This is a genomic window from Halocynthiibacter styelae (genome assembly GCF_016123485.1).
Taxonomy (GTDB): Bacteria; Pseudomonadota; Alphaproteobacteria; order Rhodobacterales; family Rhodobacteraceae; genus Halocynthiibacter; species Halocynthiibacter styelae.
The window spans coordinates 82,761-108,970 of sequence record NZ_JADCKQ010000008.1 but is presented as its reverse complement, the minus strand read 5'-3'; the positions used below and the strand labels follow the sequence as shown (position 1 = coordinate 108,970).

The following is a 26,210-nucleotide window of genomic DNA, read 5'->3' as shown; positions in this document are numbered from 1 at the left end:
GATGAACACTGAGAACGAAAAACCAGGTTTCAAACTGACCGGCTGGCATGTCTTTGGCGGCTTTGTGCTGGGGTTCGGCGTGATCATCAGCGTCAATCTCTTCCTTGCCTTCAGCGCGGTGAATACTTTCCCCGGGCTGGAGGTGAAGAATTCCTACATCGCCAGCCAGGAATTTGACATCAACCGCGCCCGACAGGAAGCCCTGGGCTGGCAGGTTGAAGGCATCGTCGAAGACAAGCTTCTGCGCGTGCAGGTGCGCGATGTGCATGGTGATCCTCTGGAAGTCACACAGATCGACGGGATTATCGCACGGCGCACCCATGAACGGGATGACTATGTGCCGACTTTCCGTTTCGACGGTACCGATTACCTTGCCGATGTCGATCTTGCACCCGGCTCCTGGCAATTGCGCCTGACCCTGCGCGCGCCGGATGGCACTGAATTTCAACAACGTCACGACCTCTGCGTCGATGAACCTGCTTGTATGACAAATGGCTGACACTGCTTCCTTCTCCGCCTGTCCGGCCTGCGACGCAGCACCCATCGCGAAACAGATCGCAGAAAACCGGATGCATCAGCAGGGTGATATCCTGCTGTCCCTGCCGACCATTCACTGCGCTGGCTGCATCTCTGCGGTCGAACGCAAACTGCTGACGATCCCCGGTGTCACATCCGCACGGGTGAACCTGTCGCTGAAACGTGTGGTCGCTGAAACCGGCGGTGCGCTTGAGGCCGCTGATCTGGTCGAGGCGCTGGAAGCCATCGGCTACCCGGCGCATGAACTTGACAGCACGGCGCTGTCTTCCAGTGCCGCCGATAAAGCCGCACGTGCGCTTTTGTTCCGCCTGGGCATTTCAGGCTTTGCCATGATGAACGTCATGCTGTTGTCGGTTGCCGTTTGGTCCGGCGCCGAAGCCGCAACCCGTGATCTGTTTCACTGGATTTCCGCGATGATTGCTTTGCCGGTGATCATCTGGGCCGCACAGCCTTTCTTCAAAAACGCCTGGACAGCCCTGCGGGCGGGGCATCTGAATATGGATGTGCCGATATCGCTGGCGATCTTCCTGGCCGGCGGCATGAGCCTGTTTGAAACCATCAACGGCGGTGAAGAAGCGTACTTTGATGCGGCCCTGTCCCTGACTTTCTTCCTGCTTGCTGGCCGCTATCTTGATCAGCGCACCCGCCGCGCAGCACGATCCGCGGCCGAAGAACTGACCGCGCTGGAAGTGCCGCGTGTTGTGCAACTGACGGAAGATGGCGAAGCAACCGTCCCCCTTGCGCAGATCGCCGCTGGTGACATGGTGCTTGTACGCCCCGGCGCGCGCGTCCCGGTGGATGGCATCGTCACCAAAGGCGATAGTGAGGTCGACCGCGCACTGCTGACCGGGGAAACCCTGCCTGTGGCGATTGGGGTTGAAACCATTGTCAGCGCTGGCGAAATCAACCTGACCGGCCCGCTTGAAATCCGCGTCACCGCAGCGGGACGTGACAGTTCCCTGTCCCGCATGGCTGATCTTGTGACCATCGCAGAGGGCGCGAAAAACCGCTATTCGTCCCTTGCTGACAAAGCCGCACAAATCTACGCACCTGGTGTGCATACGCTGGCTTTCCTTGCCTTCATCGGCTGGCTCTGGGCGTCTGGCGGGGACATTCGCTTTGCCCTGAACATCGCGGTTGCGGTTCTGATCATCACCTGTCCCTGCGCCCTTGGCCTTGCGGTGCCTGCGGTTGTGACAGCCGCCTCTGGCAATCTCTTCCGCAAGGGATTGCTTGTGAAAAACGCCACCGCGCTGGAACGTCTGGCCGAAGTTGATTTTGTCGTTTTCGACAAGACCGGCACGCTGACCGATGGCGATGTGGTGCCCGGCGCGCTGGACGATCTGTCTATGCAGAACCAGCGCCTGGCACTTGCGCTTGCGCAAAACTCCGGCCACCCGCTGGCGCGCGCTCTGGCGCAGGCGCTGCAATTGCGTGGAATCAGCCCAGCAACCCTGACCGACATCCGCGAGGTTCCCGGCAAAGGCGTGCAGGCAAAACTGAACGGCACCGATGTTGCCCTTGGCCGCGCCGAATGGCTGGGTGCTGAAGCAGGGCAGGGGACCGCGACTTTCCTGCAATGTGAAAACGGCAAGGTGCTGGAAATCCCGTTTGAAGATCACCTGCGCGCAGATGCAATCGACACCATCGCTGCACTGAAATCCTCCGGCCTGCCGGTCATGCTTTTGTCCGGTGACAATGACGCCGCCGTGGCCCAGGCCGCCGAGGCCCTTGGCATTGACCAGTTCCACGCCCGGATGCGCCCGGAAGACAAAGCAGCCAAACTGAAGGATCTGGCAGATCAGGGCCATCATGTTTTGATGGTCGGCGATGGTCTGAACGACACCGTGGCGCTTGCCTCTGCCCATGTGTCTGTCTCGCCGGCCTCTGCGCTGGACGCAGCCCGTGTGGCGTCTGACATCGTGCTTCTGGGTAATCGCCTGGGGGCTATTTCAGATGCCCGTGCCATCGCCCGATCCGCCCGCCGCCGGATCCTTGAAAACTTCGCCATCGCTGCGGGTTATAACGCGATTTCCGTGCCGATTGCGCTGATGGGCTTTGCAAGCCCGCTGGCAGCCGCACTTGCCATGTCCACCTCATCCATCCTTGTGTCGCTCAACGCCCTGCGCCTGCGCGGCGCCGCCCAGGAGGAAGCGCAATGAATGTTCTGACCTGGCTTATTCCTGTGTCTCTGCTGTTAGGCGGGCTTGGTCTGGCGGGCTTCGTCTGGACCCTGCGCAGCAGCCAATATGACGATCCGGATGGCGACAGTCAGCGCATCCTGACAAATGACTGGGACGATAAACCCCGCCCTTAAGCGGGACAGAAAAAATTTGCACGCGCCGGGAATATTTCCGGCTGTGCTTCGTAGTTCCTGTATCTGCAACCAACGCAGATGTCTGAACATCGGAGAATTCACATGTCATTTAAATTCATTGCAGCCAGCACCACAGCCCTTTGCCTGTCTGGTATCACGGCTTTCGCAGGCGGCCATGGGGCCGGCCCCGTTGGTGTAGAAGAAATCAACGGCGCGGAAGTCATCGTCGATGCAAATCACATGACACTTTACACGTTCGACAATGATGCCGAAGGGCAGTCCAGCTGTTATGACGCCTGCGCGCAGAACTGGCCACCGCTTGCTGGGGATGCAGAAATGGCCCTGCCCGAAGGCTACGGCCTGACCGAACGCACAGATGGCAGCATGCAGATCACATATAACAATCAGCCGCTGTATCTCTGGATCAACGATACAAATCCGGGCGATATGACCGGCGACGGCGTCAAAGACGTCTGGCATGTTGCCCGCCCATAAGGCAATGTCAGGGAGGAACCTCTTTGGTGTCTCCCTGATCTGACCATGATGCGATCCTTTAACACACAGCTTGAGAAAGCCCTGCCTGATATCTGGCGGCATGCCTGTTCGCTGACGCACGACAAGGATGCTGCAGATGATCTGGTGCAGGATTGTATTGAACGTGCCCTGCGCAAACGTCTGCTTTGGATGCCGGGGCGGCCGTTGAAACCCTGGCTGACAAAGATCATGCTGAACCTCTACCGGGATCGCTGGCGATACCGCCCATATGCAGGCCCTGATCCGCAATGCGCAGCTGCAGGCCACATATCAGCCGTCTCTGCGTCTTGCAGCTTCGATTGCGATCTTTGGTCTGGGCATTGGTCTTGGTTATCTTCTGCCACGGGATGGGGCCGCTGACAGCCAAAGCCTGATGATCTGACGCGCCTTACGCGATTGCCACGGTGGCAGAGGGCAGGCCAGCGACCTCAATGGTGCAATTGTCACCAGAAACCAGCGGCCCGACACCATCCGGCGTGCCGGTAAAGATCAGATCCCCTGCCTTCAGTTCCACAAAACGGGACAGATACGCGATGATCTCTGGCACAGACCAGATCATTTCTGCGGTGGTGCTGTCCTGTTTGATGCCCCCGTTTACCACGGCCCGGATCGCGGCGTTTTCAATGCCATCACACTGATCAACAGGCACAATCGCGCCGCAGACTGCCGCATTGTCAAAACCCTTCGACATATCCCATGGCCGCCCCGCGCCTTTGGCTTCATGTTGCAGGTCGCGGCGGGTCAGATCATTGCCCGTGGCGTATCCCCAGATATGATCGCGTGCATCCGCCTCAGTAATTTCAATGCCGCCCTTGCCGATCGCCACCACAAGCTCCGCCTCATGATGCAGGTTTTTGGTCATCTGCGGGTAGGGGATTGTTGCGCCATCCGCAACCAGCGCGTCAGCGGGCTTTGTAAAGAAAAACGGCGGGTCAGATTTCGGATCGCCCCCCATTTCGCGCACATGATCGGCGTAGTTTTTCCCGACACAGAAAATCCGGCGCACGGGGAAACGGGTGTCACGCCCGGCAACAGCCACGGAAGGCTGTTCAGGCGCGTCAAAAACATAATCTGACATGGTCATTCTCCTCTTTGCGCACAGTCTGCGCCGAAGGGGAGGGGGCTGCAAGGCCGCAAAGTTACGGTCTTACAACCTCACAATCCTGTGCGCGGGCCTGAAGGCGGCGACAGGCCAGTTGTGCACGATCTTCGGAAAGACCGGTGAAGCGGGCTTCGTAGCCACCGTTGCCAGAACGCACCCGGCGCAATGTGCCATTCAGAGCTGATGTTTCTGCCAGGGCCGTCCGCAACAAAACCCGTTCCGCTTCAAACTGCGATCCGTATTTCCCAAGGCTCACGCCCCAGTCCTGATTGCCGGACCCGGAAAGACGCGTAATCACAACAGGTTCCTGCGGTACAGGCCGGGCTTCGGGCACAATGGTGTTGATCACCGGGCGCGGGGTGTCCTCTGCCGGGACAAATCGTGCCGGAACAGCATCCACATCCTGAACATCGCCAATGGCTGCGGCAACCGCTGCGGTTATGATGTCTGCGTCATCCTGCGGGGCCTCTTGCGGGGCTTCTGCAACGACAACCTCTTCTGTCACTTCAGGTTCTGATTCTGCCTCGACTTCAGCAACCACGACCTCTTCCGTCACAGGTGCTTCTGGTTCAGGCGCGGCTTCCGCAGCCTGGATTTCTTCTACCGCGCTGGCGATCTCTGCCTCAAGCGCCTGCAGCAGATCATCATCCGGCGCTACCACTTCGGGTTCCACAGCCGCAACCTGCACCGGGCGCAGAACCGGGATCAGTGAACGGGTCACAGCAGTTACTGTTGGTGTAGACGCTGGCGTTGCTGGTCTTGCGGCACTGCCAGCGTATTGCGGGCGGGCAGGGCGGCGCACAGCAACCCGTGTTGGCGCGCGCTGAAACCCCATATCAAGCAGTTCTGCCACGCGCGCATTTCGTGCCGCAGAAGAAGATCCGCCAAACATGGTTGCGATAATACGTTCACTGCCACGTTCGGCAGAGGCCACAAGGTTAGACCCTGCGGCACGTGTATATCCGGTTTTGATCCCATCCGCGCCGCGGTAGCTGCCCAGCAGACGACGGTTGGTGTTGGTCACCTGACGCACGCCGGCATCTGTGGTGATGCGGGAGAACAGGTTGTAGTAATCCGGATAGTCATAAAACAGATGACGGCCCAGGGTGGTCATATCACGGGCGGTGGACAAGTGACCGGCTTCGGTCAGACCATGGGCATTGCGAAAGGTCGTACGGCTCATGCCAAGGGCGCGGGCGGTGCGGGTCATACGGCGGGCAAAAGCAGCCTCTGACCCTTCGATCGCTTCGCCGATCGCGGTGGCGGCGTCATTACCGCTTTTGATCGCGGCAGCCCGGATCAGATAGCGCAGACGAATGCGTTGCCCGGCACGCAGGCCAAGGCAGGAACAGGGTTCAGCCGCGGCATTGCGGGAAATGCGCACCTGGGTATCCAGGGAAATCTCACCGTTTGCGATGGCTTCAAAGGCAACATACAGCGTCATCATTTTGGTAAGAGAGGCCGGATGCAGACGCGTATCAGCATTGCGCGAATGCAGGACTTCGCCTGATCGCGCATCAATCACCATCGCTGCATAAGGCGCGGCCATAGCAACGCCAGTCAGCAACATCAGTGCCACAAAAAAATGGAATACCCCCGAACGGAGAACGCTCTTAAGACGCGTCATGACGTCGCCTGCCTTTTTTATCTGCCTCATGCCGCCGGATTTTTCCGGTCAGCTTATTATTATTGCTTAGAAGGCTAGCACAGGGATGGGTATCAGAAAACCCTTATTTTTCAGGCAACTCGATTGTGTGGTTAATCCGCTGATATTACCAGATATTGTGGATCGCCGTTATTGCTTCGCCTGGATTGTCCGCAGGGCCTGTGGCAGTTCCGTCATGCAGTGCAATTCAAGGTAGCAGGGATGATGGGTGGGGGATTCTGCCTCTTCCAGCGCCCAGGTTACCCCATAGGGAATCCAGATCCCCCAGGCCCCGGCTTCGATCGGGGGAATCACATCGGATTTCACCGAATTGCCGATCATCACCGTTTCTGCGGGGTCACAGCCATGGCGTTGGAAAATATCCCCATAGGTCTGTGTGTTCTTATCTGACACAATTTCAGCCGCATCAAAGAAATCCCCCAGCCCGCTTTGCGCCAGTTTGCGCTCCTGATCCAGAAGATCCCCCTTGGTGATCAGCATCAGGTTATAATCCGGCGCAATCGCCTTCAACACGTCCTGCACCCCGTCCAACAGATGGATCGGATGGGCCAGCATATCCTGCCCGGCTTCGATCAACTCGCGGATCACGCGGGCAGGCACACGTTCTTCGGTCACTTCAATCGCGGTTTCAATCATCGACAGGGTGAACCCTTTCACACCAAACCCGTAATGCCCGATATTGCGCCGCTCTGCCGCCAGAAGGCGGTCTTCAAGGTGATCTGCCTCGGCATAATCCTTCAGAAGCTCGGCAAAGCGATCCTGTGTCAGACGAAAGAAACTTTCATTCTGCCAAAGCGTATCATCCGCATCAAAGGCAATTGTCTTCAGTTTGCGGCCATATTTACCTGACATTAACGGAATGCCCCTTTTCACTGGTGTTCAGGGGGATATATACTCTCTGCGACCCAGATGATGGAATGTTCTTTTGCGCGACCTGACAGATTTGATTTCCGGCCCGGTTATGATGGCAGAGGATGGTGAAGGTGAAACCGGTGTTCTGACCCGGACCAAACCGAAAACCAAACGTCCGCCGATGTATAAAGTTATGCTTCTGAACGATGATTATACGCCGATGGAATTCGTCGTTCACATTCTGGAACGCTACTTTTCGCTGACCCATGCCGAAAGCTTCGAAATTATGCTGACCGTGCATAAGAAAGGTCTGGCTGTCGTGGGTGTGTTTACCCGTGAGATCGCGGAAACCAAAGTGGCCCAGGTCATGGAATCTGCCCGTCAGAACCAACACCCGCTGCAATGCACAATGGAAAAAGAAGAATAAACCATGCTGTCTGCTCGTCTGCCGCTCGCCCTTGAAAACGGGTCTTTTGTTGTGCCGGAGACCGGCGACATCCTGGTCTTTAGCCCATCTGTTGAAGATGACCTGTCCGATCTGCCCCGTGATCAGGTTCTGATCCTGGATGACTTCTTCCCGGATTGTGAAACCTGGAAAAAACGCGGTTACCGCGTGGTGCAGGATCTGCCGGAAACGGCCGCCGCCAGCGTGATTTGCATGCCCCGTGCCAAGAACCTTGCCCGCCACTGGCTGGCCCAGGCCTGCGCCATCACCACCGGTTCCATCGCGATTGACGGCGCCAAGACTGCCGGGATCGACAGTATTTACAAGGCCTGTAAGAAACTGACCGCTGTGTCAGAAACCCAGTCCCGCGCGCATGGTAAATTCTTCACCCTGCCGGACGACAGCCGCAAAACCGCCTTCACCAACTGGCTTGCAGCCCCTGCGGAAGGCCCTGAAGGTTTCATCACAGCCCCCGGCGTGTTTTCCGAGGCTAAGGTCGACAAAGGCTCTGCCCTCCTGGCATCTGTTTTGCCAGAAAAACCGGGCCGTCGTGTGGCCGATCTGGGGGCGGGCTGGGGCTATCTTTCAGCGCAGATCCTGAAATCAGACGCGGTTCAGAACCTGCACCTGATCGAGGCCTCCCATACGGCCCTTGCCTGCGCGCGCCGGAACGTCACAGACCCGCGTGCAGAATTCCACTGGAATGATGCCCGCCAGGTAAAACTGTCTGGCCCCGTTGACACCGTCATCACCAATCCACCCTTTCACACCGGTCGCGCCGCCGAACCCGCGCTGGGCCAGGCTTTTCTGACCAACGCGGCAAAACTGCTGACCCCCAAGGGCACGCTCCTTGTCGTGGCCAATCAGGGTCTGCCCTATGAACGCACCCTGCAGGAACTCTTCCGTCAGGTCGATCAGATCGCGCTTGAAAACGGCTTTAAAGTGCTCAGAGCGCTGGCACCGCTTGCAAAACCTCGCCCCACGCGCTGAATTCGCCTAGGCTGAACCAGAGAATCACAGAACGGATCACCTATGTCATTTTCGATTTCCGGAAAAACCGCGATTGTTACCGGGGCTGCCAATGGGGTTGGCCTTGCGATTGGTCGTCACTTTGCTGAAGCCGGCGCAAATGTTATGTTTGCCGACCGCGACGAAGACAAATTGCGTGAAGAGCTGGGCGAAATCAGCGAAGACAGCAATATCCGCTGGTTCGCCGGTGATCTGCGCAAAAAACTGACCATCGCCAACCTGCTGTCTGCCACAATTGATGCCTTTGAAAGCGTTGATATCCTGGTCAATGCGGCCCGTCAGGTGCAACCGTCTGACCCGCTGAACCCAAAAGAAGATCACGTGGGCGATCTGCTGGATCAGAACCTGATGTGTTCCCTACGCCTGTCTCAGGCCGTGGCGAAACGGATGATTTCTCAGGCCGATGAGGATGAACAGGATCACACCTGCCTTGGGTCCATCATCAACCTCAGCTCTATCGCGGCGCGGCACACGCATCCGTCGCTTCTGGCCTATTCCATCAGTGCGGCTGCATTGGAACAGATGACCCGCACCCTGGCGGTGGCGCTTGCGCCCAACCGTATCCGGGTGAACGCCGTGGCGATTGGATCGGTCCTGAGTGCAAGCCTGCTGGATGAGTTGAAAACCCACGACACTTACCGCGCTGAAATCCTCGCCCATACCCCGATGGGGCGCATCGCGCCTCCGGGCGAAGTGGCCGAAGTCGCGCAATTCCTTGCGTCCGAAAGCTCAGCCTTTGTGACCGGTCAGATCCTGAATGTCGATGGCGGCCGGACCCTGCTGGATCCGGTGGCCGTGCCCGCCCACTAACGGCGATCAACCCTCGGGAAAACGCGCCTCACAACTGGCCAGATCATTGCCATAATCCTGGACCAGCACATCACGCCGCGCAGTCAACGCATCCAGCTTGCGTTGTTCCGCCTGGGGATCAACCGCAACCTCTACCTCGCTGACACGCGTTGTATGGTGATTGCACCAGTGGAAATACCCATTAGGATGGTGGCAGAAACGCAGCTCAAACCCGGGTTTCAACTCCTGTTCAAGCCGGTAACCACGCGCAAGGTTTTCCTCAGTCTCAGCCATCAGGCGTTCGACTGTCCGCAGCTCTTCAGAGGCCGTCATAATGCAGCGTTCCTGGGGTGTTCCACAGGCTGCCAGCGCGATCATCGGCAGGGCGAAAAGGCATTTCATTTGCATGGGGCATACTCCGGTTATGGTCACAGGCTATGCTGGCAGGGGTGGCTTGCCAATATGATAGGGGGCCGCAGGCTTTTTCTGGCGGTTTTTTTCCGAATTGCCTAGAAGGGTGCAAACCAGTCAGGAGCGCATCATGAGCAGCACAGAAATCAGCGAAATGCAGGATGAAAAGCAACAGGCCTCTGCCTGGTTCCGCACTCTGCGCGATGAAATTGTGGCCCGCTTTGAGGCCCTGGAAGACAGCCACGCCGCAGGCCCGTTTTCTGACCAACCCGCGGGCCGGTTCGAAGTATCCGAGACAAAGCGTACATCAGACGACGGATCAGACGCGGGCGGCGGGTTGATGTCCGTCATGCGCGGCGGACGCGTGTTCGAAAAAGTCGGCGTGAATATTTCAACTGTGCACGGCACCCTGGGCGAACGGGCCGTGGCGGCCATGGCGGCGCGCAAAGATCTGCCCGGCATGAAAGATGACCCGCGGTTCTGGGCTGCGGGCATTTCCCTTGTGGCGCATATGCAGAACCCCCATTGCCCGGCGGTGCATATGAACACCCGCATGTTCTGGACACCGCACGGCTGGTGGTTTGGTGGCGGTTCCGATCTGAACCCGGCACTGGAATATGAGGCAGATACCGCTGATTTCCACGGGGTGCAAAAGGCCGCCTGTGATGCCCATGACGAAACCTACTACGACCAGTTCAAAGCCTGGGCAGATGAATATTTCTTTGTGCCGCATCGTGGCCGTGCCCGGGGTGTGGGCGGGATCTTCTTTGACGATCACAACACCGGCGACTGGGCCACAGATTTCGCTTTCCTGCAATCCGTCGGTCAGGCTTTTCTGCCCGCCTTTGTGCCGCTGATTGAACGCCGCCGGGAAACGGATTTTACAGAGGCCGATAAAGACGCACAGCTTGTGCATCGCGGCCTGTATGCGGAATACAACCTGGTCTGGGATCGCGGCACAAAATTCGGCCTCGAAACCGGCCATGATGCCAATGCGGTTCTGATGAGCCTGCCACCCATGGCGAAGTGGGTGTAAGCCATCTTCGCTCCCTTACGGGCGCGTCTCAGGGGTTAACAGAAACTTCTGATGGCGCGCGCCCGGTATGCATAGATTGTGCATAGGATGTGCATGCTTTGTGTATGGGATATTCTCTTTCTTTTCAGCTCAAATATCCCCGGGGTCCGGGGGCTGGCCCCCGGCCTGAACCATCAGTTTCCGCGCACGGCGTCAATCATACGCTGCACATTATCCGGGTCTGCATCCGGTGTGATACCATGGCCCAGGTTAAAGATATGTGGTCCGTTTTTCAGAGCAGCACAAATGCGTTTGGTTTCAGATGTCAGTTTTTCACCACCTGTAACCATATGTTTTGACGCAAGATTTCCCTGAACGCAGCCATCAACCTGCAGGTTCTCTGCGGCCCATTCGGCACTGATAGAATTGTCAATCGCCAGGCAATCCGCCCCGGTCGCTTTGGCAAAACCAATGTATCCTGCACCGGCTTCGCGTGGGAATGCGATCACGGGCACATGCGGATAACGCGCCTTCAGAGCTGTGATAATCTCACGCGCCGGCTGCAGCGCATAGCGTTGAAAATCAACGCCTTTTAAGGATCCCGCCCAACTGTCAAACAGCTTCACAACCTCTGCACCAGCTTCAATCTGTTTGGACAGATATTCGATGGTCGCTGCCGTGATTTTCGCCATAAGCGCATCAAAAGCTTCCGGGTTCTCATCCTTCAACTTATGTGCTGGCCCCTGATCCGGCGTGCCCCGTCCGGCCACCATATAGGTCGCCACGGTCCAGGGCGCGCCTGCAAAACCAATCAGCGTGGTTTCCTTTGGCAATTCACCTGACAGGATCTTCACGGTTTCATAGATTGGCGACAGGGTTGCGTCGATCTCATCTACCGGTTTCAGGGCATTCACTTCATCCATAGAGGTGATCGTGGACAGCCGCGGGCCTTCGCCGGTGACAAACCATAGATCTGCGCCAAGCGCTTGTGGAATAAGAAGAATATCCGCAAACAGGATCGCCGCATCAAAGCCATAGCGACGGATCGGCTGCAGTGTCACTTCGGCGGCCAGTTCCGGATTATAGCAAAGCGACAGGAAATCGCCTGCCTGGGCGCGGGTGGCGCGATATTCCGGCAGATAGCGCCCGGCCTGGCGCATCATCCAGATCGGGGGGATGTCCTGCGTTTCGCCCGCCAGTGCTTTCAGGATGGTTTTCTGCTCTGCCATGTCATGCGCCTTTCTTCAGTTGTCCCTGCCTCTCCCGCCTGCGGCGCGATGTCAAGGGAACAACTGTCGCGGTCCCCGTATCCCCATTGTCAGCGGGGGCGAGGGGCGTTAAACGAAGCCTATGACACTGACGCTCCCCACCCCCGCCTCACCGCTGAAAATCGGCACCCGTGGATCACCCCTTGCGCTGGCCCAGGCCTGTGAAACCCGCGCGCGGTTGATGGAAGCGCATGCCCTGCCGGAAGAGGCGTTTGAGGTTGTTGTGATCCAGACAACCGGTGACAACCGTGCGATGATTGATGCCGACCGACCTCTGAAGGAAATCGGCAATAAGGGCCTGTTCACCAAAGAGATCGAAGAAGCGATGCTGCGCGGCGATATCGACATTGCGGTGCATTCGACAAAGGATATGCCAACGGTGCAACCGGATGGCCTTGTGCTGGATTGCTTCCTGCCACGTGAAGACGTGCGGGATGCGTTTGTGTCCCTGAAATATCAAAGCATTGCTGAGCTGCCGGAAGGAGCTGTCGTGGGGACATCTTCTCTGCGACGCAAAGCGCAGCTGCTGAGTGCACGACCTGATCTGCAGGTCGTGGAATTTCGTGGCAATGTGCAGACCCGTCTGAAGAAGCTGGAAGATGGCCTGGCAGAAGCAACTTTCCTTGCCATGGCCGGGCTGAACCGCCTGGGACTGGACGTGCCTAAGTCGGCAATTGAAAGTGATGATCTGTTGCCAGCGGTGGCCCAGGGTGCGATCAGCATTGAACGCCGTGCGGATGATGCGCGGGCCGATGGAATGTTGAAGGCGATCCATTGTGAGCTGACCGCACAACGCCTGGCGGCGGAACGGGCGTTTCTGGCAGCGCTGGATGGCTCTTGTGAAACCCCGATCGCGGCGCTGGCCCAATTGCACGGGGATCAGATTCATCTGCGCGGCGAAATCCTGCGTCCGGATGGATCAGAAAAGCTGGCGGAAGAAGGCGTAGCACCTGTGTCTGAGGCCGCCGAGCTTGGTAAAAACCTTGGCGAGAGATTGCTAAAAGCTGCACCCAGGGATTTTTTTGATTGGCGTTAAACGCAGTGGGGCGGAAACTTTGAAAGTTTCCGCCCCATTTTCTTTGAAAGAAAACGGTGTCACCGTTTGTCGTAGTAAAGCCCGACCACATGTTCAGCTTCTGCAAAGAAAAGCCAGCGGGACACCATAACACCCGCCAGGTGGCTCAGCACGGCAACCAGCGCCAGCATGTGGCCCGCGTGGAAGATCAAGAGCAGCGCAGCAGGCAGAACCACCATCAGACCCAGCGCAATCATCCGCAGTTTCTGCGCGTGTTTACGCCCCACCACATAAACCATTTCATGCAGCAGATAGTTTGTGCCGGTATGGGGCGGTTCAAACATGCGCACTTTGCCGATATCACCCAGTCCTGTTGCAGTCTCAATCGTGTGGCCGCGTTCTGCAAAACGTTTGTCACCGGACATCCAGGTCACAATCTGCACGCCACCTGCGATCAACAGCAACACACCGGCGGCTTTCACCTGACCCGCCAGCAAAGCTCCTCCCGCCACGGAAAGCGACAGGAAATAGGCGCTGGTCAGTGGGTGGTTCCAGCGTGGGATCGTCGCCAACTGCCCATAAATCATTGAAGTCGTGAAGACCGTGCCAATGCAGAGGGCCGCTGCGATCCAGCCGATTTGCGCCAGCTTCACATCAAAGAAGATCACGCCCGCCGCATAAATCCCCATCAGGATCAGCGCAGCAACGGACACACAGCCTTCACGTGACAGCCAGCTTGTGCGCCACTGGGAAAAGGCTTTCATGGCGTTTTTCGGGTTGCCCAGGTGGAAGGTTGAGGAAATTAATCCGCCAACCGCAAGAGCAAAGCCCAGGAAGAAGAAGACAAAGGCGACGCCGCCGGACACATCCGGCAGGCCCATGCCCAGAAAGGCCAACAGACCAAAGCCAAGGCCAGACAGGACAGTGAACAGAATAACTGAAGGAGCAGGATGCATCAGAGTTTCTCCAGAGCTTTATCAAGCCAGCCAAGGAAGCCCTTTGGCTCGCTGGCGACAGGGGCCAGCAGGGGCGCAAGAATGTCGATTTCTTCCATCGTGTCTTTGGGACGTGGCGGAAGATATTTGTTCACGGGTTTGGTGCCTTGTTCCGGCATCAGATCCATCCCACCACGTTCGCGTGTCAGTTTGGATACGTTGCTGTCCGGATCGGCGAAATCACCAAAGTGGCGGGCATTTGCAGGGCAGGTGCGCACGCAAGTTGGCTCGCGGTCCTCTTCCGGCAGGTTTTCGTTGTAGATCCGATCCACACACAGAGTGCATTTCTTCATCACACCGGCAACCTGATCCAGCTCGCGCGCGCCATAAGGGCAGGACCATGCGCAAAGGCCACAGCCAATACAGTCTTTCTCATTCACAAGAACAATGCCGTCTTCCGTGCGCTTATAGCTTGCGCCGGTCGGGCATACGGTGACGCAGGGCGCGTCTTCGCAGTGCAGGCAGCTTTTCGGGAAGTGGATCGTCTGGGCCGGGCCTGTGTCTGGCTTGACCTCAAACGCATGCACGCGGTTCAGGAACGTACCCGATGGGTTCGCGCCGTAAGCATCCTTATCGGACAGCGGTTCACCATAGTTTTCGGTGTTCCAGCCTTTGCAGGAAATCACGCAGGCATGACAGCCCACGCAGGTATCCAGATCGATCACCAGGCCAAGCTTACGTTCGGTTTGTGCGGGAAGCTGTGTCATTTGCCCACCTTCCATGCCAGATCTTCAGGACCCTGACCGACAGGGGATTTGATCGGATCGAAATCCGGTTGGCTGTTTTCGGGCGGACCATCGACTTTTTCGATTTTCACGCGCAGATCAAACCATGCGGCTTGCCCCGTGACGGGGTCCGAGTTCGCCCACCGCAGACCATCGCCTTTTGGCGGCTGGAGTTCATGGATGAGATGGTTCAGCAGGAAACCTTTGGTGGCCTCCGGTGCTTTTTCGTCCAACGCCCAGGCACCTTTGCGTTTCCCGATCGCGTTCCATGTCCAGATGGTGTTCTCATTCAGGCCACCATGATGGGCCACAGGGACCGTGATCTCACCATGGGCCGAAGTGATCTTGGCCCAATCCCCATCTTCAAAACCTTTTTCAGTGAAGATCTTTGTGGGCAGATACATAGGGTTACGCCCATGCAACTGACGCAGCCAGGCGTTTTGCGTCCCCCAGGAATGGTACATCGCCATAGGGCGTTGTGTCAGGGCATGCACGGTGAATTCATCTGTGTCGACATTGCCGTCCTCAAAGGGCGGATACCAAACGGGCAGGGGATCAAGGGTTTCCTTGATGCGTTCGCGCAGATGTTCTGGGGGCTGACGATGACCATGGCCTTCCGCCGCCAATTGGAACTTACGCAGGGGTTCAACATAAAGGTTGAACAGGTAAGGTTGTGGCGCGTCATAGATACCAGTTTTCACGGCCCAATCTTGATATGCCATGTTCCAAGGCTTATAAAACGCGGCCTCTTCCGGGATGTGATGCACGGCGAAACCACCGTTTTCAATATAGCGATCCATTTGATCTGGGTTCACGTCACCGCGCCCAAATTCATCGCCATTTTCACCACGGAAGCCAGACAGCGGGCCAATGCCCGGTTTGCGTTCGTGGTTGACGATGTAATCCGCGTAATCCTTGTATTTCGCGCTGCCGTCTTCATTGACGAAGCCAGCCATACCAAGGCGTGCGCCAAGATCACAGAGCACAGATTGGAAGCCACGCACATCACGATCGGGTTCGATCACAGGCCAACGGATGGCATCGGCGGCCGCATCGGCTTCACAGATCGGGCGATCCAAAAGCGAGATACAATCGTGGCGTTCCAGATAGGTCGTGTCGGGCAGAACCAGATCAGCGTAAGCCACCATTTCCGAGGAATAGGCATCGGAATAGATGATATTCGGGATCACGTAATCGCCGTTTTCATCTTTGTCCGTCAGCATCTCCATCACACCTTTGGTGTTCATGGACGAGTTCCAGGACATATTCGCCATATACATAAACAGCGTGTCGATCTTGTAAGGATCACCGGCGTGCGCGTTGGAAATCACCATATGCATCAAGCCATGGGCCGACATGGGGTTTTCCCAAGTATAGGCCTTGTCGATGCGCGCGGGGGACCCGTCTTCTTTCAGCATCAGGTCATCCGGCCCTTGTACGTAACCCAAATGCGGGCCGTTCAAAGGGGCACCGGGGGTGACTTTGCAATGGGGCTTGGGGTGGGCTTCTGCAGGTTTGGGATAAGGTGGCTTGAAACGGAAACCGCCAGGAACCTCAACCGTACCAAGCAGGATCTGCAACACGTGCAAAGCGCGACAAGTTTGGAAGCCGTTCGAGTGGGCCGAGATCCCGCGCATGGAGTGGAAAGACACGGGGCGACCTGTCATGGTCTTATGTGTCTCACCGCGGAAATCGGTCCATTCTTGTTCAATCTCAAAGGCTTCGTCAAAGGCAACGCGCGCCAGTTCCGCAGCGATCGCACGGATGCGACCTGCCGAGATGCCACAGCGTTCTGCCACGGCCTCGGGGGCGTATTCATCGGACATATAGCGTTCTGCAAGATGCTGGAACACGGGACGATGGGTCACGCCTTTTACGGTGTGGGTCGCTGCCAGATCAGGCTTTACGCCTTTTTTGTCAAAGGCCGCAGGCTTGCCGGTTGCCCGATCAATGACCACGAATTTATCGTTCTTGTCGCGCAGAAGCAGGCCGAACTCATCTGATGTCTCATCGCCATTCACAAGCACAGGGGCATTGGTGAAACGGGTGAGATAGTCGAGATCAATCTTGCCGGCGTTCAGCAATTCATGCGCCAGAGACAGGATGAACAAGCCATCAGTGCCAGGCGTGATGCCGACCCATTCGTCAGCAATGGCGTTATAGCCAGAGCGGACCGGGTTGACGCCAATGATCTTCGCACCGCGTTCTTTCAGTTTGGCCAGACCGGTTTTGATCGGGTTTGAATCGTGATCTTCCGCCACGCCAAACAGCATGAACAGTTTTGAGCGATCCCAATCGGGTTGCCCAAATTCCCAAAACGCCCCGCCCATGGTGTAGATACCAGCGGCGGCCATGTTCACGGAACAGAACCCACCGTGGGCTGCAAAGTTTGGCGTGCCGTAAGCCTGCGCCCAGAAGCCGGTGAAGCTTTGGGATTGATCGCGGCCAGTGAAGAAGGCCAGCTTTTCAGGGTTGCTTTCGCGAATGCGGCCTAGGTGACCTGTCGCGATGTCCAGCGCTTCATCCCAGGAAATTTCCTCAAACTCGCCAGAACCACGGGGGCCAACCCGCTTCAAAGGGGCCTTCAGGCGGGAGGGGGCATTGACCTGCATGATCCCGGCGGACCCTTTGGCACAAAGTACGCCTTTGTTCACCGGGTGGTCACGGTTGCCTTCGATATAGGCGACACGCATTTCGCCTTTATCGTCTTTTTTCATATGCACATTGATGCCACAGCGGCAGGCGCACATGTAACAAGTGGTTTTGCGGATCTCGTCCGAGACTTTCGGTTGAGTGTCCACGTGGGGTTGCTGGAATGTCATCTGGCCTCCCTTGATGTTTCCTGGATCAGCTTAGCAATCTGATCCCGACCAGGATAAACCCGGCAATAAATAGTGTTTCAGTGACAAGCAGTGCGATTGCCGCTCCTCCCACGGAGAGCACCTGCTTGAGGTGAGTTTTCATGCCCACAGCCGCGATGGCCGTCAGCAGCAACCAGCGCGAGGCCTGGCTGAGAAAATCTTTGATGAACTCAGGGATCACCCCGAAGCTGGACAGGATCGCCAGGATCAGGAACCCGACCACAAAGCCTGGCAAAATCGGCGGGCGTTTGCCTTCAACCGGTGTGCTGTCGAACCGGCGGATCAACAGGGATGTGACCAGAACAACCGGGGCCAGCATGGCAACGCGGATCAGTTTCACAAGGGTCGCTGTGTCGCCGGTTTGTTCAGAGATCGAGAAACCCGCGCCCACAACCTGGGCCACATCATGGATGGTTCCCCCCAGGAAAACGCCGCCTTGCAGGTCTGTCAGTTCCAGCGTGGTTACAACCACCGGATATGCGATCATCGCGATGGTCGACAGAACGGTGACGCCCAGAACCGTGAAGATCAGGCGTTCTTCAGACCGGTCATCTTTTGGCAGGATCGCACTGATTGCCATCGCCGCAGAGGCGCCACAGATTGCAACAGAACCAGCGGTCAGCAGAGAAAAACGCCATTTGTGACCAAAGAACTTTCCAACAAACAAACCGAACAAAATCGTCAATACAACACCTGCGATCACCAATGCGATCAGCGGCGCGCCAAGGCCCGCCATCAATGTCGCTGAAATCCGTACGCCCAAAAGGGCCACGCCAAGACGCAGCAGGGACCGCGCGGAAAAGCCGATGCCCGCAACGGTTTTACCTTCTTCGCCCAGGAAGTTCACGGCGATCCCCAACAGCAGCGCAAGCAGCATGGCAGGTGTTGCGTAATGTTCAGACAAGAACTGCGCGGTAACCGCAACGATCACGGCAACAGCCACGCCGGGGAACATGGCGCGGATTTGGTCCTGAATATCGGACAAATTAAGGGCAGGTGTTTTCATTTTTCGTTCATATTCCGGAAGTTTTCCCTGGCTTCCATTTGCGGTGGCAAGCAGGGGCCGGTCAAGCCACCTACGGGGATTGATTGTGATTTGTTAAGATTTCAGACCCTGAAGGGCGGTAACGGCGATCATTTCGGTGACATCTTCGGCAGAGCAGCCGCGCGACAGATCATTGGCCGGTTTTGCGACCCCTTGCAGGATCGGGCCGATGGCGGCGTATCCGCCCAGACGTTGGGTGATCTTATAGGCGATGTTTCCCGCGTCGAGATTGGGGAAGATCATGACATTTGCATGGCCCGCCACGTCTGATCCCGGGGCTTTGCGATCTGCGATGTCTGGCACAAAGGCTGCATCAAACTGCAATTCACCCTCGACCGCCAGATCAGGTCGCGCGGCGCGCAAGGCTTCGGTCGCCTGGTTTACTTTGGTGACGGCGGGGTGTTTTGCGCTGCCTTTAGTCGAAAAACTGAGCATGGCGATTTTTGGATCCACCCGCAGCAGCGCCTGTGCAGAGGCCGCGGATTGCTGGGCAATGGAAACCAGTTCGTCAGAGGAGGGATCAATCACCAGCCCGCCATCTGAATAGAGCATCGCGCGGGCATGTGGCGTTGCATTTGAGGGCGGGAACATCAGGAAGAAGCTGGAAATCATCGCGGCATCTGGCGCGACACCAATCACCTGGATCGCGGCGCGCACAACATTGGATGTGGTGAAGACAGCGCCCCCAAGCGTGCCATTGGCATGGCCTTCGCGCACCAGCATGGCTGCATAGACCAGAGGTGTTTCAACGGCGGTGCGTGCCTTGTCCGCATCAACACCTTTGTGTTTGCGCATCTCGTGATAGGCGTCGGAAAACCCAGCGGTCAATTCAGATGTTTTAGGGTCATGGATCTCGACGCCAGGGCGGAGCTCCAGATTTAAGTCTGTTAAACCGGCTTGGATATCAGCCGTGTCGCCGACAAGGATGACATCGGCGATACCAAGGTCATGGGCGGCCAGCGCCCCCGCGACAATGCGGGGATCACTGCCTTCGCTTAAGGAAATCACCGGACGTGTTGCAAGCTTCTTGGATTGCAAAAGCTCAACCGGGGTCATTACATCACGTCCAGTCATTTGATCAGGCGCCTTTCTGTGGGCGCATGTCGTCAGCAGAGATGCCAGCAACTTCGACTGGTTTCTTCATTGCGTCACGACGGAACGGGTCACCCAGTTCCTGGTTGATCATGGCTTCGATCAGGGTTGTGATGCCGTTTTTCTGATCGGTCACAGCCTGTGCCAGTGCTGCTGTCAGCTCGTCCTGGGTGCGTGCGATAACGCCCTTCAGGCCACATGCGTTGGCGATGCCAGCGTAGGAAACCTGTTGGTCAAGCTCGGTGCCAACAAAGTTGTCATCGAACCACAGTGTAGAGTTACGCTTTTCCGCACCCCATTGGTAGTTACGGAACACAACCTGGGTCACAGCAGGCCATTCTTCACGGCCAATCGCGGTCAGTTCTGTCACAGCGATACCAAAGGCACCGTCACCAGAGAAGCCAACAACAGGCACATCAGGGCACCCGATTTTCGCGCCAACAACAGAAGGCAGACCGTAGCCACATGGGCCAAACAGACCGGGTGCCAGGTATTTGCGGCCTTCTTCAAAGCTTGGGTAAGCGTTACCGATCGCACAGTTGTTGCCGATGTCAGAAGAAATGATCGCTTCAACTGGCAGAGCAGATTGAATTGCGCGCCATGCCATCCGTGGGGACATCCAATCTGGCTTGTCATCACGTGCACGTTCGTTCCAGTTTGTGCCCGGATCGTCTTCTTCGTGGGTCATGGAAGACAGTTGCTGCGCCCATGCAGATTTGGTCTGTGCGATGGTTGCTTTGCGTTCTTCACGGCCCGCGTCACCAGCTGTGTCAGACAGTTGTGCCAAGATGCCAGATGCAACTTTCGCAGCATCGCCAACGATACCAACGGAAACGTCTTTGGTCAGGCCAATGCGATCAGGGTTGATGTCAACCTGGATGATTTTCGCATCACTTGGCCAGTATTCCATGCCGTAGCCTGGCAGGGTTGAGAATGGGTTCAGACGAGTACCCAAGCACAGAACAACGTCGGCTTGCTTGATCAGCTCCATGCCCGCTTTTGAACCGTTATAGCCCAGAGGACCGGCAAACAATGGGTGGTTGCCCGGGAATGCGTCATTGTGCTGGTAGCCAACACAAACAGGCGCATCAAGACGTTCCGCCAGTTCTTTGGACGCTTCAATGCCGCCTGCAGACAGAACAACGCCAGCGCCGTTCAGGATCACAGGGTTTTTCGCTTCAGAGATCAGCTTGGCCGCTTCAGTTACCGCAGTCTGGCCGCCAGATGGCAGTTCAAATTCAACGATTGCAGGCAGAACGATGTCGATCACCTGGGTCCACATATCGCGTGGGATGTTCAACTGTGCAGGGGCAGAGGCGCGTTTCGCGTTCATGATCACACGGTTCAGAACTTCTGCAACACGGGATGGGTCGCGCACTTCTTCCTGGTAGCAAACACAATCCGCAAACATGCGCATCTGTTCCATTTCCTGGAAGCCACCCTGACCGATGGTTTTGTTCGCAGCCTGCGGTGTCACCAGCAACAGCGGTGTGTGGTTCCAGTATGCGGTTTTCACAGCGGTCACAAAGTTTGTGATGCCCGGGCCGTTTTGCGCGATCATCATGGACATTTTGCCGGTCGCACGGGTGTACCCATCCGCCATAAAGCCGCCGGAACCCTCATGGGCGCAATCCCAGAAAGTGATGCCCGCTTTCGGGAAGATGTCAGAAATTGGCATCATAGCAGAGCCGATAATACCAAAAGCATGTTCAATACCGTGCATCTGCAGGGTTTTGACGAAGGCTTCTTCGGTGGTCATTTTCATGGGATTTTATCCTGTGTTTCGGGCCTGTTGTGGTATTCTGGCCGGGTGAGCGGGCGTGGTTCACGTGTATTTCCCGTGAATCACGGGATTTCCAGTTATATGAATACTTGCCCTGAGGATTGTCCGTTAGGGCCAGTGGAATTCCGGATTAAGTCCAGTTGCGACATCTGGTCTCATCCGAAGATAGCAGTGGTATTCAGCTGCGCAGCTCTTCCGCCAGAATGCGGATGCCGTCGTTGATGCGGCTTGCAGGGATGGATGAATAAGCCAGGCGGAAATATCCGCGCCCGTCTTCCGCATCTTCAAAGAACGGCATGCCCGGCTCGATCAGCACACCGCGCTTGCGCAGCGCTTCGACCTTTTCATCGATGTTCACCCCGGGGGGCGTTGCCATCCAGTAAGATGATCCGCCGAATTGCGCAGCGCCGGCAATTTCCAGCCCTTGGGTGCGGATCGCACGGTCCATCACTTCGCGGCGCTCATGCAGAGCCAGACGGATCCGGCGCACCAGCGCATCATAGTGACCGCGCGACAGAAAGTAAGCCGCCGTGCGCTGAATATGGCCGGGCAGGTGGCGCAGGATTGTGGCGCGCAAGCCACGAGCTTCGCGAATAAAGGTTTCGGATCCAACAAGATAGCCAAGACGCAATCCTGGGAACAGAGATTTTGAGAAGGATCCGACATAGATCACGCGTCCATCTTCATCCAGAGATTTTAACGCGGGCGAGGCGGTTGTCAGGAAGGACATCTCAAATTCGTAATCGTCTTCTACGATCAGAAAATCGTCAGCACGCGCCTTTTCCAAAAGCGCGCGGCGGCGCTCAATCGGCATGGTTGCGGTGGTCGGGCACTGGTGGCTTGGGGTGGCAAAAAGCACGTCAAGATCCGATGGAAGTTTCTCCGGATCAAGGCCTTTCTCATCCACATCCACGGGCGACAGATGGCAACGGGTCTGCCCCAGAACCTCACGCAGGCCTGGGTAACACGGGTTTTCAAACACGGCCTTCCGGCGCTGACCCAGCAAAAGTTGTGCGGTGATCCACAGCGCGTTTTGTGCACCCACAGTGATCAGAATTTCTTCTGGCCGGGCCAGAATACCACGGCGCGGAAGCGTATGGCGGGCGATAAATTCAACCAGTTGCGGATCATCACGGTCGGCGAAATCGCCGGTCAGCGAGGTGAAATCTTTCTTCCCAAGCGCCTGCAATGCACAAAGCCGCCAGTTCTGCTGGTCAAACAGCGTCGGGTCGGCCTGACCATAGACAAAGGGATAAGGAAAACCGCCCCAGCCCGAAGGTTTGTCGACCTGGCGCACATTGGAATAACTTTGGCCAATCGCACGCGCCCAGTCTACGGTATCATTGCTGCGGTTCTGCGGAATTTCCGGCGGGGGCGGGGCGGAATGTGACACGTAATAGCCGGACCGTCCGGCGCTGGTCAGATAGTCATCCGCGATCAATTCGTTATAGGCCAGCGTCACTGTGATCCGGCTGACGCCCAGATGGTTCGCCAGTTTGCGGGAAGACGGCAGTTTTTCACCAGGCTGAAAGCGCCCGGACAGAATGCCTTCGGCCACCAACTGCTGGATCTGGCTTTGAAGCGTGCCTTCAAAACGGGGGTCCAGGAAAAAGGTTTCTTCAGAGATGGGCATGTAACTGGCTCTATCCGGTTGTATCTGGATATAAGGGCAGATGCCACGCAATCTGTCAAATCGCGCGGGCGGCATGCCCCTGTGAAAACGGCCACACAATTCTGCGTGGCCGTCGGTTGTTTACGCTGTGGGGCGTATCACCCGCCGAAAACTTCGGTCAGGGCTTCGTCAACCGCGTTGCAGATTTCATCAATGTCATCCGCAGTTGCGATCAGCGCCGGGCTGAAGCAAAGCGTGTTGTTGAAACCCGGAACAGACCGGTTGGTCGCGCCGATGATCACGCCACGGGCGTTACAGGCGGCAACAACCGCGCCAACTTTGGCTTCTTCCGCAGGTTCTTTGGTTTCACGATCCACGACCAGTTCCGCACCGACAAACAGACCTTTACCGCGTACATCACCAATGACCTCATGCTTTTCAGCAAGCTTGTTGAGGTTTGCGAGCATGCGCTCACCCATCTTGGTGGTGTTATCGAGCAGATTTTCATCCTCGATGATCTGCATGTTAGCAAGTGCCGCAGCAGGACCAGCAGTACAGCCGCCGAATGTGGAAATATCACGGAAGTAGTTCAGCTTGTCGGATGGGTCATCCTTGAAGAGTTCAAAGACTTCTTCAGTGGTCACAGTGATCGCAATCGCTGCATAACCGGAAGCCACACCTTTCGCCATAGTCACGAAATCTGGCTTGATGCCGTAGTGCTGATAACCGAACCATTTGCCGGTACGGCCCATGCCACAGACAACTTCGTCGATGTGCAGCAGAACATCATATTTCTTACAGATTTCCTGAACGCGCTCCCAGTAACCTTCTGGCGCCTCAATAACGCCACCACCGGCGGTCACAGGCTCAAGGCAGAGCAGGCCAACGGTTTCAGGACCTTCGCGCAGGATAACTTCTTCGATCGCATCGGCGGCTTTGCGGCCATATTCAGCACCGGTCAGATCCCATTGTGCACGGTATTCCATGCAATGTGGAACGCGAACGAAATCAGGGGCAAGCGGGCCAAACTGCATTACACGTTCGTCCTGACCACCTGCGGACATGGTTGCCAGAGTAGAGCCGTGATAATCGCGGTCACGATACAGGATCTTGGTTTTCTTACCGTCGTATTTTTTGTGCGCAATCTGGCGCACCATCTTGAATACTTTTTCGTTCGCTTCAGAACCAGAGTTCACGTAATAAACGCGGCTGAGGCCAGGCATCTTTTCGATCAGCTTTTTCGCGAATTCCGAACCTGGGATGGACCCAACGCTTTGTGCGAAATAGTTCATTTTCACCAGCTGCGCGTGGACCGCATCGGCAATGGCTGTGCGGCCGTAGCCCACGTTAACGGTCCAGACACCGCCGGACACAGCATCCAGGAATTCACGGCCGGACTGGTCCCAGACACGCATGCCTTTGCCTTCCACGATGATGCGTGGGTTATTGGTTTCCAGCGGCTTATGCTGGGTCAGGTGGTGCCAGACATGGGCGCGGTCGGCTTCGATGACATCGGACAGGTCATTCATGAGGTGAACTCCTTGCGGGCTGAGGCTCTGTGAGCAGAGCGAATCTTTGGCGTTGCATTACTGCAAATCTTAAGCATGAAGTCTGGCCTTAAAGAAGGGGAATAATTAGGGCCAGACGAAACTCAATTTAAGGCCAGTTTTTCAGAAACATTCCCGAAAAGGCGGCGTAAATTGTTTGCGCAGCGTCAGCGCTGCGGGCATATTGGCATAAAATTGCGGGGAATGGATCATGAGTGGCATCAGCAGGGTATTGGCAGCGTTTGCAACAGGCGCGATTTCGCCCTCGGAACGCGCCCGTGAAATCATACGTCTTTCGCTGGCGGACTGGGCAGCCTGTGGCCTGGCTGGCGCGGAGGAACCCGTTGCGCAGATCACCCGCGATATGGTTCTGGCTGAAGCGGGCGCGGGCGCATCTGTTCTGTTTGGGGGCGGCGTTGCACCCGCCCGCGCGGCGGCGCTGGTGAATGGCGCGACGTCACATGCGCTTGATTTCGATGACACGCATTTCCTGCATATTGGTCATCCTTCTGTGGTGATCTTCCCGGCCTGTCTGGCACTGGCGCAACAGATCAACGCCACGGGCGCGCAATTTCTGGAAGCCACCCTGATCGGCTTTGAAACCAGTGCCCGCATTGGCGCATGGCTTGGGCGTGGCCACTATGAAACCGGGTTCCATCAGACTGCAACAGCGGGCAGTTTTGGCGCAACCCTTGCCTGTGCACGCTTGCTTGGACTGACTGCAGAACAGACCCAACATGCGCTGGGTCTTTGCGCCACCCGGGCCAGCGGGTTGAAAAGCCAGTTTGGTACAATGGGAAAACCCTATAATGCAGGGCTTGCAGCCTCGAATGCGGTGGAAGTCGCGCTATTGATTTCTCGTGGTTTCATCTCACGACCAGATGGGCTGGAGTGTTTGCAAGGGTTCGGCGATACCCATGCAGGCGCAAGTGATATCCTCGCTTTGGACGGGTTGGGAGGAACCTGGGTGACAGAAACCGTATCACATAAGTTCCACGCCTGTTGTCACGGCACCCACGCCGCGCTTGAGGCCCTGAAAATCGCTACGGAAGATCTGTCCGTAGATCAGATCATGGGCATCACCATTCAGACAAATCCCCGTTGGGCCCGGGTCTGTAATATCGAAACCCCGCAAACCGGGCTGGAAGCGAAGTTCAGCTATAAAATGACCGCAGCAATGGCATTGCTTGGTCGTGATACAGGGCGCGCCGATCAGTTCGAAGACAGCTTTTGCATGCAGGATGATGCCCGGAAACTGGCCAACAGTGTGGCTGTGGTGTTTGATGAAGAGATTCCCGAAACGGCAGCAAAAATCGCAATCACCCATTCAGGCGGCGAAAACAAAGCCAGCTTTGATCTCGCGGAACCTCTTCCGCTTGATGTGATCAAAACCCGGCTATCCGCAAAAATTTTTGCGCTTGTCGGTCCTGAAAAAGCCCCGAACCTGCTCGACACCAGCGCGTCCTTGCAGGCAGCTATGTCGGTCCAGGCTTTCACGAAACATCTCGCGGTTTTATCCATTCATCTTTCCAAAAATACTCCGGGGGAGTCCTGAAAGGACGGGGGCAGC

At 56.7% G+C, this 26,210-nt stretch carries 24 protein-coding genes and 1 pseudogene; 12 read left to right on the top strand and 13 right to left on the bottom strand.

All coding sequences use genetic code 11. The features are described 5' to 3' along the window. Position 1 precedes the first annotated feature (1 nt). The 6 genes and pseudogenes from H1D41_RS11790 to H1D41_RS11770 all read left to right on the top strand — a co-directional run bounded on the left by H1D41_RS11790 (position 2) and on the right by H1D41_RS11770 (position 3,770). Positions 2 to 499, top strand: a complete 498-nt coding sequence (locus tag H1D41_RS11790; protein WP_228849093.1) for a FixH family protein — start codon at positions 2 to 4, stop codon at positions 497 to 499. Next, a complete protein-coding gene (locus H1D41_RS11785; protein ID WP_228849092.1) occupies positions 492 to 2,699 on the top strand; it encodes a heavy metal translocating P-type ATPase in 2,208 nt (735 codons plus the stop codon). The genes H1D41_RS11790 and H1D41_RS11785 overlap by 8 nt, the downstream gene beginning before the upstream one ends. Beyond that, entirely contained in the window at positions 2,696 to 2,854 is a 159-nt protein-coding gene (ccoS, locus tag H1D41_RS11780) for a cbb3-type cytochrome oxidase assembly protein CcoS (RefSeq protein ID WP_228849091.1), read from the top strand. Before H1D41_RS11785 ends, ccoS begins: the two co-directional genes overlap by 4 nt. A gap of 102 nt (positions 2,855 to 2,956) precedes the next feature. Beyond that, positions 2,957 to 3,349: a COG4315 family predicted lipoprotein gene (locus H1D41_RS11775; protein ID WP_228849090.1), complete on the top strand. Its 393-nt coding sequence runs from the start codon at positions 2,957 to 2,959 to the stop codon at positions 3,347 to 3,349. Positions 3,350 to 3,394: 45 nt separating this feature from the next. Further along, a pseudogene (locus tag H1D41_RS18500) lies at positions 3,395 to 3,598 on the top strand (RNA polymerase sigma factor); the annotation flags it as partial. Positions 3,599 to 3,617: 19 nt separating this feature from the next. Further along, positions 3,618 to 3,770 (top strand): hypothetical protein, encoded by a 153-nt coding sequence (locus H1D41_RS11770; RefSeq protein WP_228849089.1) that lies wholly within the window; start codon positions 3,618 to 3,620, stop codon positions 3,768 to 3,770. Between the two features lie 6 nt (positions 3,771 to 3,776). Here the strand turns inward: H1D41_RS11770 and H1D41_RS11765 are convergent, their stop codons facing one another. From H1D41_RS11765 to H1D41_RS11755, 3 genes are all read right to left on the bottom strand, one after another. Continuing rightward, positions 3,777 to 4,466, bottom strand: coding sequence for a fumarylacetoacetate hydrolase family protein (locus H1D41_RS11765; RefSeq protein ID WP_228849088.1), 690 nt, complete (start codon positions 4,464 to 4,466; stop codon positions 3,777 to 3,779). Between the two features lie 61 nt (positions 4,467 to 4,527). Next, on the bottom strand, positions 4,528 to 6,117 hold the full coding sequence (locus H1D41_RS11760) for a D-alanyl-D-alanine carboxypeptidase family protein (RefSeq protein ID WP_394355408.1): 1,590 nt from the start codon (positions 6,115 to 6,117) through the stop codon (positions 4,528 to 4,530). 168 nt (positions 6,118 to 6,285) lie between these two features. Continuing rightward, on the bottom strand, positions 6,286 to 7,008 hold the full coding sequence (locus H1D41_RS11755; protein WP_228849087.1) for an HAD family hydrolase: 723 nt from the start codon (positions 7,006 to 7,008) through the stop codon (positions 6,286 to 6,288). 109 nt (positions 7,009 to 7,117) lie between these two features. Between H1D41_RS11755 and clpS the strand changes: the two genes are divergently transcribed. From clpS to H1D41_RS11740, 3 genes are read left to right on the top strand one after another with little or no spacing between them, the layout of a single operon-like run. Continuing rightward, the gene (clpS, locus tag H1D41_RS11750; RefSeq protein WP_107495070.1) at positions 7,118 to 7,435 is read left to right on the top strand and encodes an ATP-dependent Clp protease adapter ClpS; all 318 of its coding nucleotides are present in this window, start codon (positions 7,118 to 7,120) and stop codon (positions 7,433 to 7,435) included. A gap of 3 nt (positions 7,436 to 7,438) precedes the next feature. Further along, complete coding sequence (locus H1D41_RS11745; protein ID WP_324250276.1) at positions 7,439 to 8,443, top strand: class I SAM-dependent methyltransferase; 1,005 nt, start codon at positions 7,439 to 7,441, stop codon at positions 8,441 to 8,443. A 42-nt stretch (positions 8,444 to 8,485) separates the two neighbouring features. Then, positions 8,486 to 9,292 carry an SDR family NAD(P)-dependent oxidoreductase gene (locus H1D41_RS11740; RefSeq protein WP_228849086.1) on the top strand — a complete coding sequence of 269 codons (807 nt, stop codon included), beginning with the start codon at positions 8,486 to 8,488 and terminating at the stop codon, positions 9,290 to 9,292. A gap of 6 nt (positions 9,293 to 9,298) precedes the next feature. Here H1D41_RS11740 and H1D41_RS11735 read toward each other — a convergent pair whose 3' ends face one another. Beyond that, complete coding sequence (locus tag H1D41_RS11735) at positions 9,299 to 9,679, bottom strand: hypothetical protein (protein ID WP_228849085.1); 381 nt, start codon at positions 9,677 to 9,679, stop codon at positions 9,299 to 9,301. Between the two features lie 133 nt (positions 9,680 to 9,812). On the opposite strand from H1D41_RS11735, the gene hemF reads away from it, so the two are divergent. After that, a complete protein-coding gene (gene hemF, locus H1D41_RS11730; RefSeq protein ID WP_228849084.1) occupies positions 9,813 to 10,718 on the top strand; it encodes an oxygen-dependent coproporphyrinogen oxidase in 906 nt (301 codons plus the stop codon). Positions 10,719 to 10,891: 173 nt separating this feature from the next. On the opposite strand, the gene hemE is transcribed toward hemF, so the two are convergent. Continuing rightward, positions 10,892 to 11,926, bottom strand: coding sequence for a uroporphyrinogen decarboxylase (hemE, locus tag H1D41_RS11725; RefSeq protein ID WP_228849083.1), 1,035 nt, complete (start codon positions 11,924 to 11,926; stop codon positions 10,892 to 10,894). Positions 11,927 to 12,047: 121 nt separating this feature from the next. Between hemE and hemC the strand changes: the two genes are divergently transcribed. Beyond that, positions 12,048 to 13,001, top strand: coding sequence for a hydroxymethylbilane synthase (hemC, locus tag H1D41_RS11720; RefSeq protein ID WP_228849082.1), 954 nt, complete (start codon positions 12,048 to 12,050; stop codon positions 12,999 to 13,001). A 59-nt stretch (positions 13,002 to 13,060) separates the two neighbouring features. Here the strand turns inward: hemC and H1D41_RS11715 are convergent, their stop codons facing one another. From H1D41_RS11715 to H1D41_RS11680, 8 genes are all read right to left on the bottom strand, one after another. Beyond that, positions 13,061 to 13,936, bottom strand: coding sequence for a dimethyl sulfoxide reductase anchor subunit family protein (locus H1D41_RS11715; protein ID WP_228849081.1), 876 nt, complete (start codon positions 13,934 to 13,936; stop codon positions 13,061 to 13,063). Continuing rightward, positions 13,936 to 14,682: a 4Fe-4S dicluster domain-containing protein gene (locus H1D41_RS11710; RefSeq protein WP_107495068.1), complete on the bottom strand. Its 747-nt coding sequence runs from the start codon at positions 14,680 to 14,682 to the stop codon at positions 13,936 to 13,938. Before H1D41_RS11710 ends, H1D41_RS11715 begins: the two co-directional genes overlap by 1 nt. Then, the gene (locus H1D41_RS11705; RefSeq protein WP_228849080.1) at positions 14,679 to 17,522 is read right to left on the bottom strand and encodes a molybdopterin oxidoreductase family protein; all 2,844 of its coding nucleotides are present in this window, start codon (positions 17,520 to 17,522) and stop codon (positions 14,679 to 14,681) included. Before H1D41_RS11705 ends, H1D41_RS11710 begins: the two co-directional genes overlap by 4 nt. 25 nt (positions 17,523 to 17,547) lie before the next feature. Beyond that, positions 17,548 to 18,567, bottom strand: a complete 1,020-nt coding sequence (locus H1D41_RS11700) for a YeiH family protein (RefSeq protein WP_228849079.1) — start codon at positions 18,565 to 18,567, stop codon at positions 17,548 to 17,550. Positions 18,568 to 18,660: 93 nt separating this feature from the next. Further along, positions 18,661 to 19,680 (bottom strand): phosphate acetyltransferase, encoded by a 1,020-nt coding sequence (gene pta / locus H1D41_RS11695; protein WP_228849078.1) that lies wholly within the window; start codon positions 19,678 to 19,680, stop codon positions 18,661 to 18,663. Between the two features lie 4 nt (positions 19,681 to 19,684). Next, entirely contained in the window at positions 19,685 to 21,463 is a 1,779-nt protein-coding gene (gene xsc / locus H1D41_RS11690) for a sulfoacetaldehyde acetyltransferase (RefSeq protein ID WP_228849077.1), read from the bottom strand. Between the two features lie 196 nt (positions 21,464 to 21,659). Further along, positions 21,660 to 23,114 carry a MocR-like pyridoxine biosynthesis transcription factor PdxR gene (gene pdxR, locus H1D41_RS11685; protein ID WP_228849076.1) on the bottom strand — a complete coding sequence of 485 codons (1,455 nt, stop codon included), beginning with the start codon at positions 23,112 to 23,114 and terminating at the stop codon, positions 21,660 to 21,662. A 137-nt stretch (positions 23,115 to 23,251) separates the two neighbouring features. Continuing rightward, a complete protein-coding gene (locus tag H1D41_RS11680) occupies positions 23,252 to 24,622 on the bottom strand; it encodes an aminotransferase family protein (protein WP_228849075.1) in 1,371 nt (456 codons plus the stop codon). Between the two features lie 229 nt (positions 24,623 to 24,851). Here H1D41_RS11680 and H1D41_RS11675 point away from each other — a divergent pair, with 229 nt between their 5' ends. After that, positions 24,852 to 26,195: an MmgE/PrpD family protein gene (locus H1D41_RS11675; RefSeq protein WP_228849074.1), complete on the top strand. Its 1,344-nt coding sequence runs from the start codon at positions 24,852 to 24,854 to the stop codon at positions 26,193 to 26,195. Positions 26,196 to 26,210 lie beyond the last annotated feature (15 nt).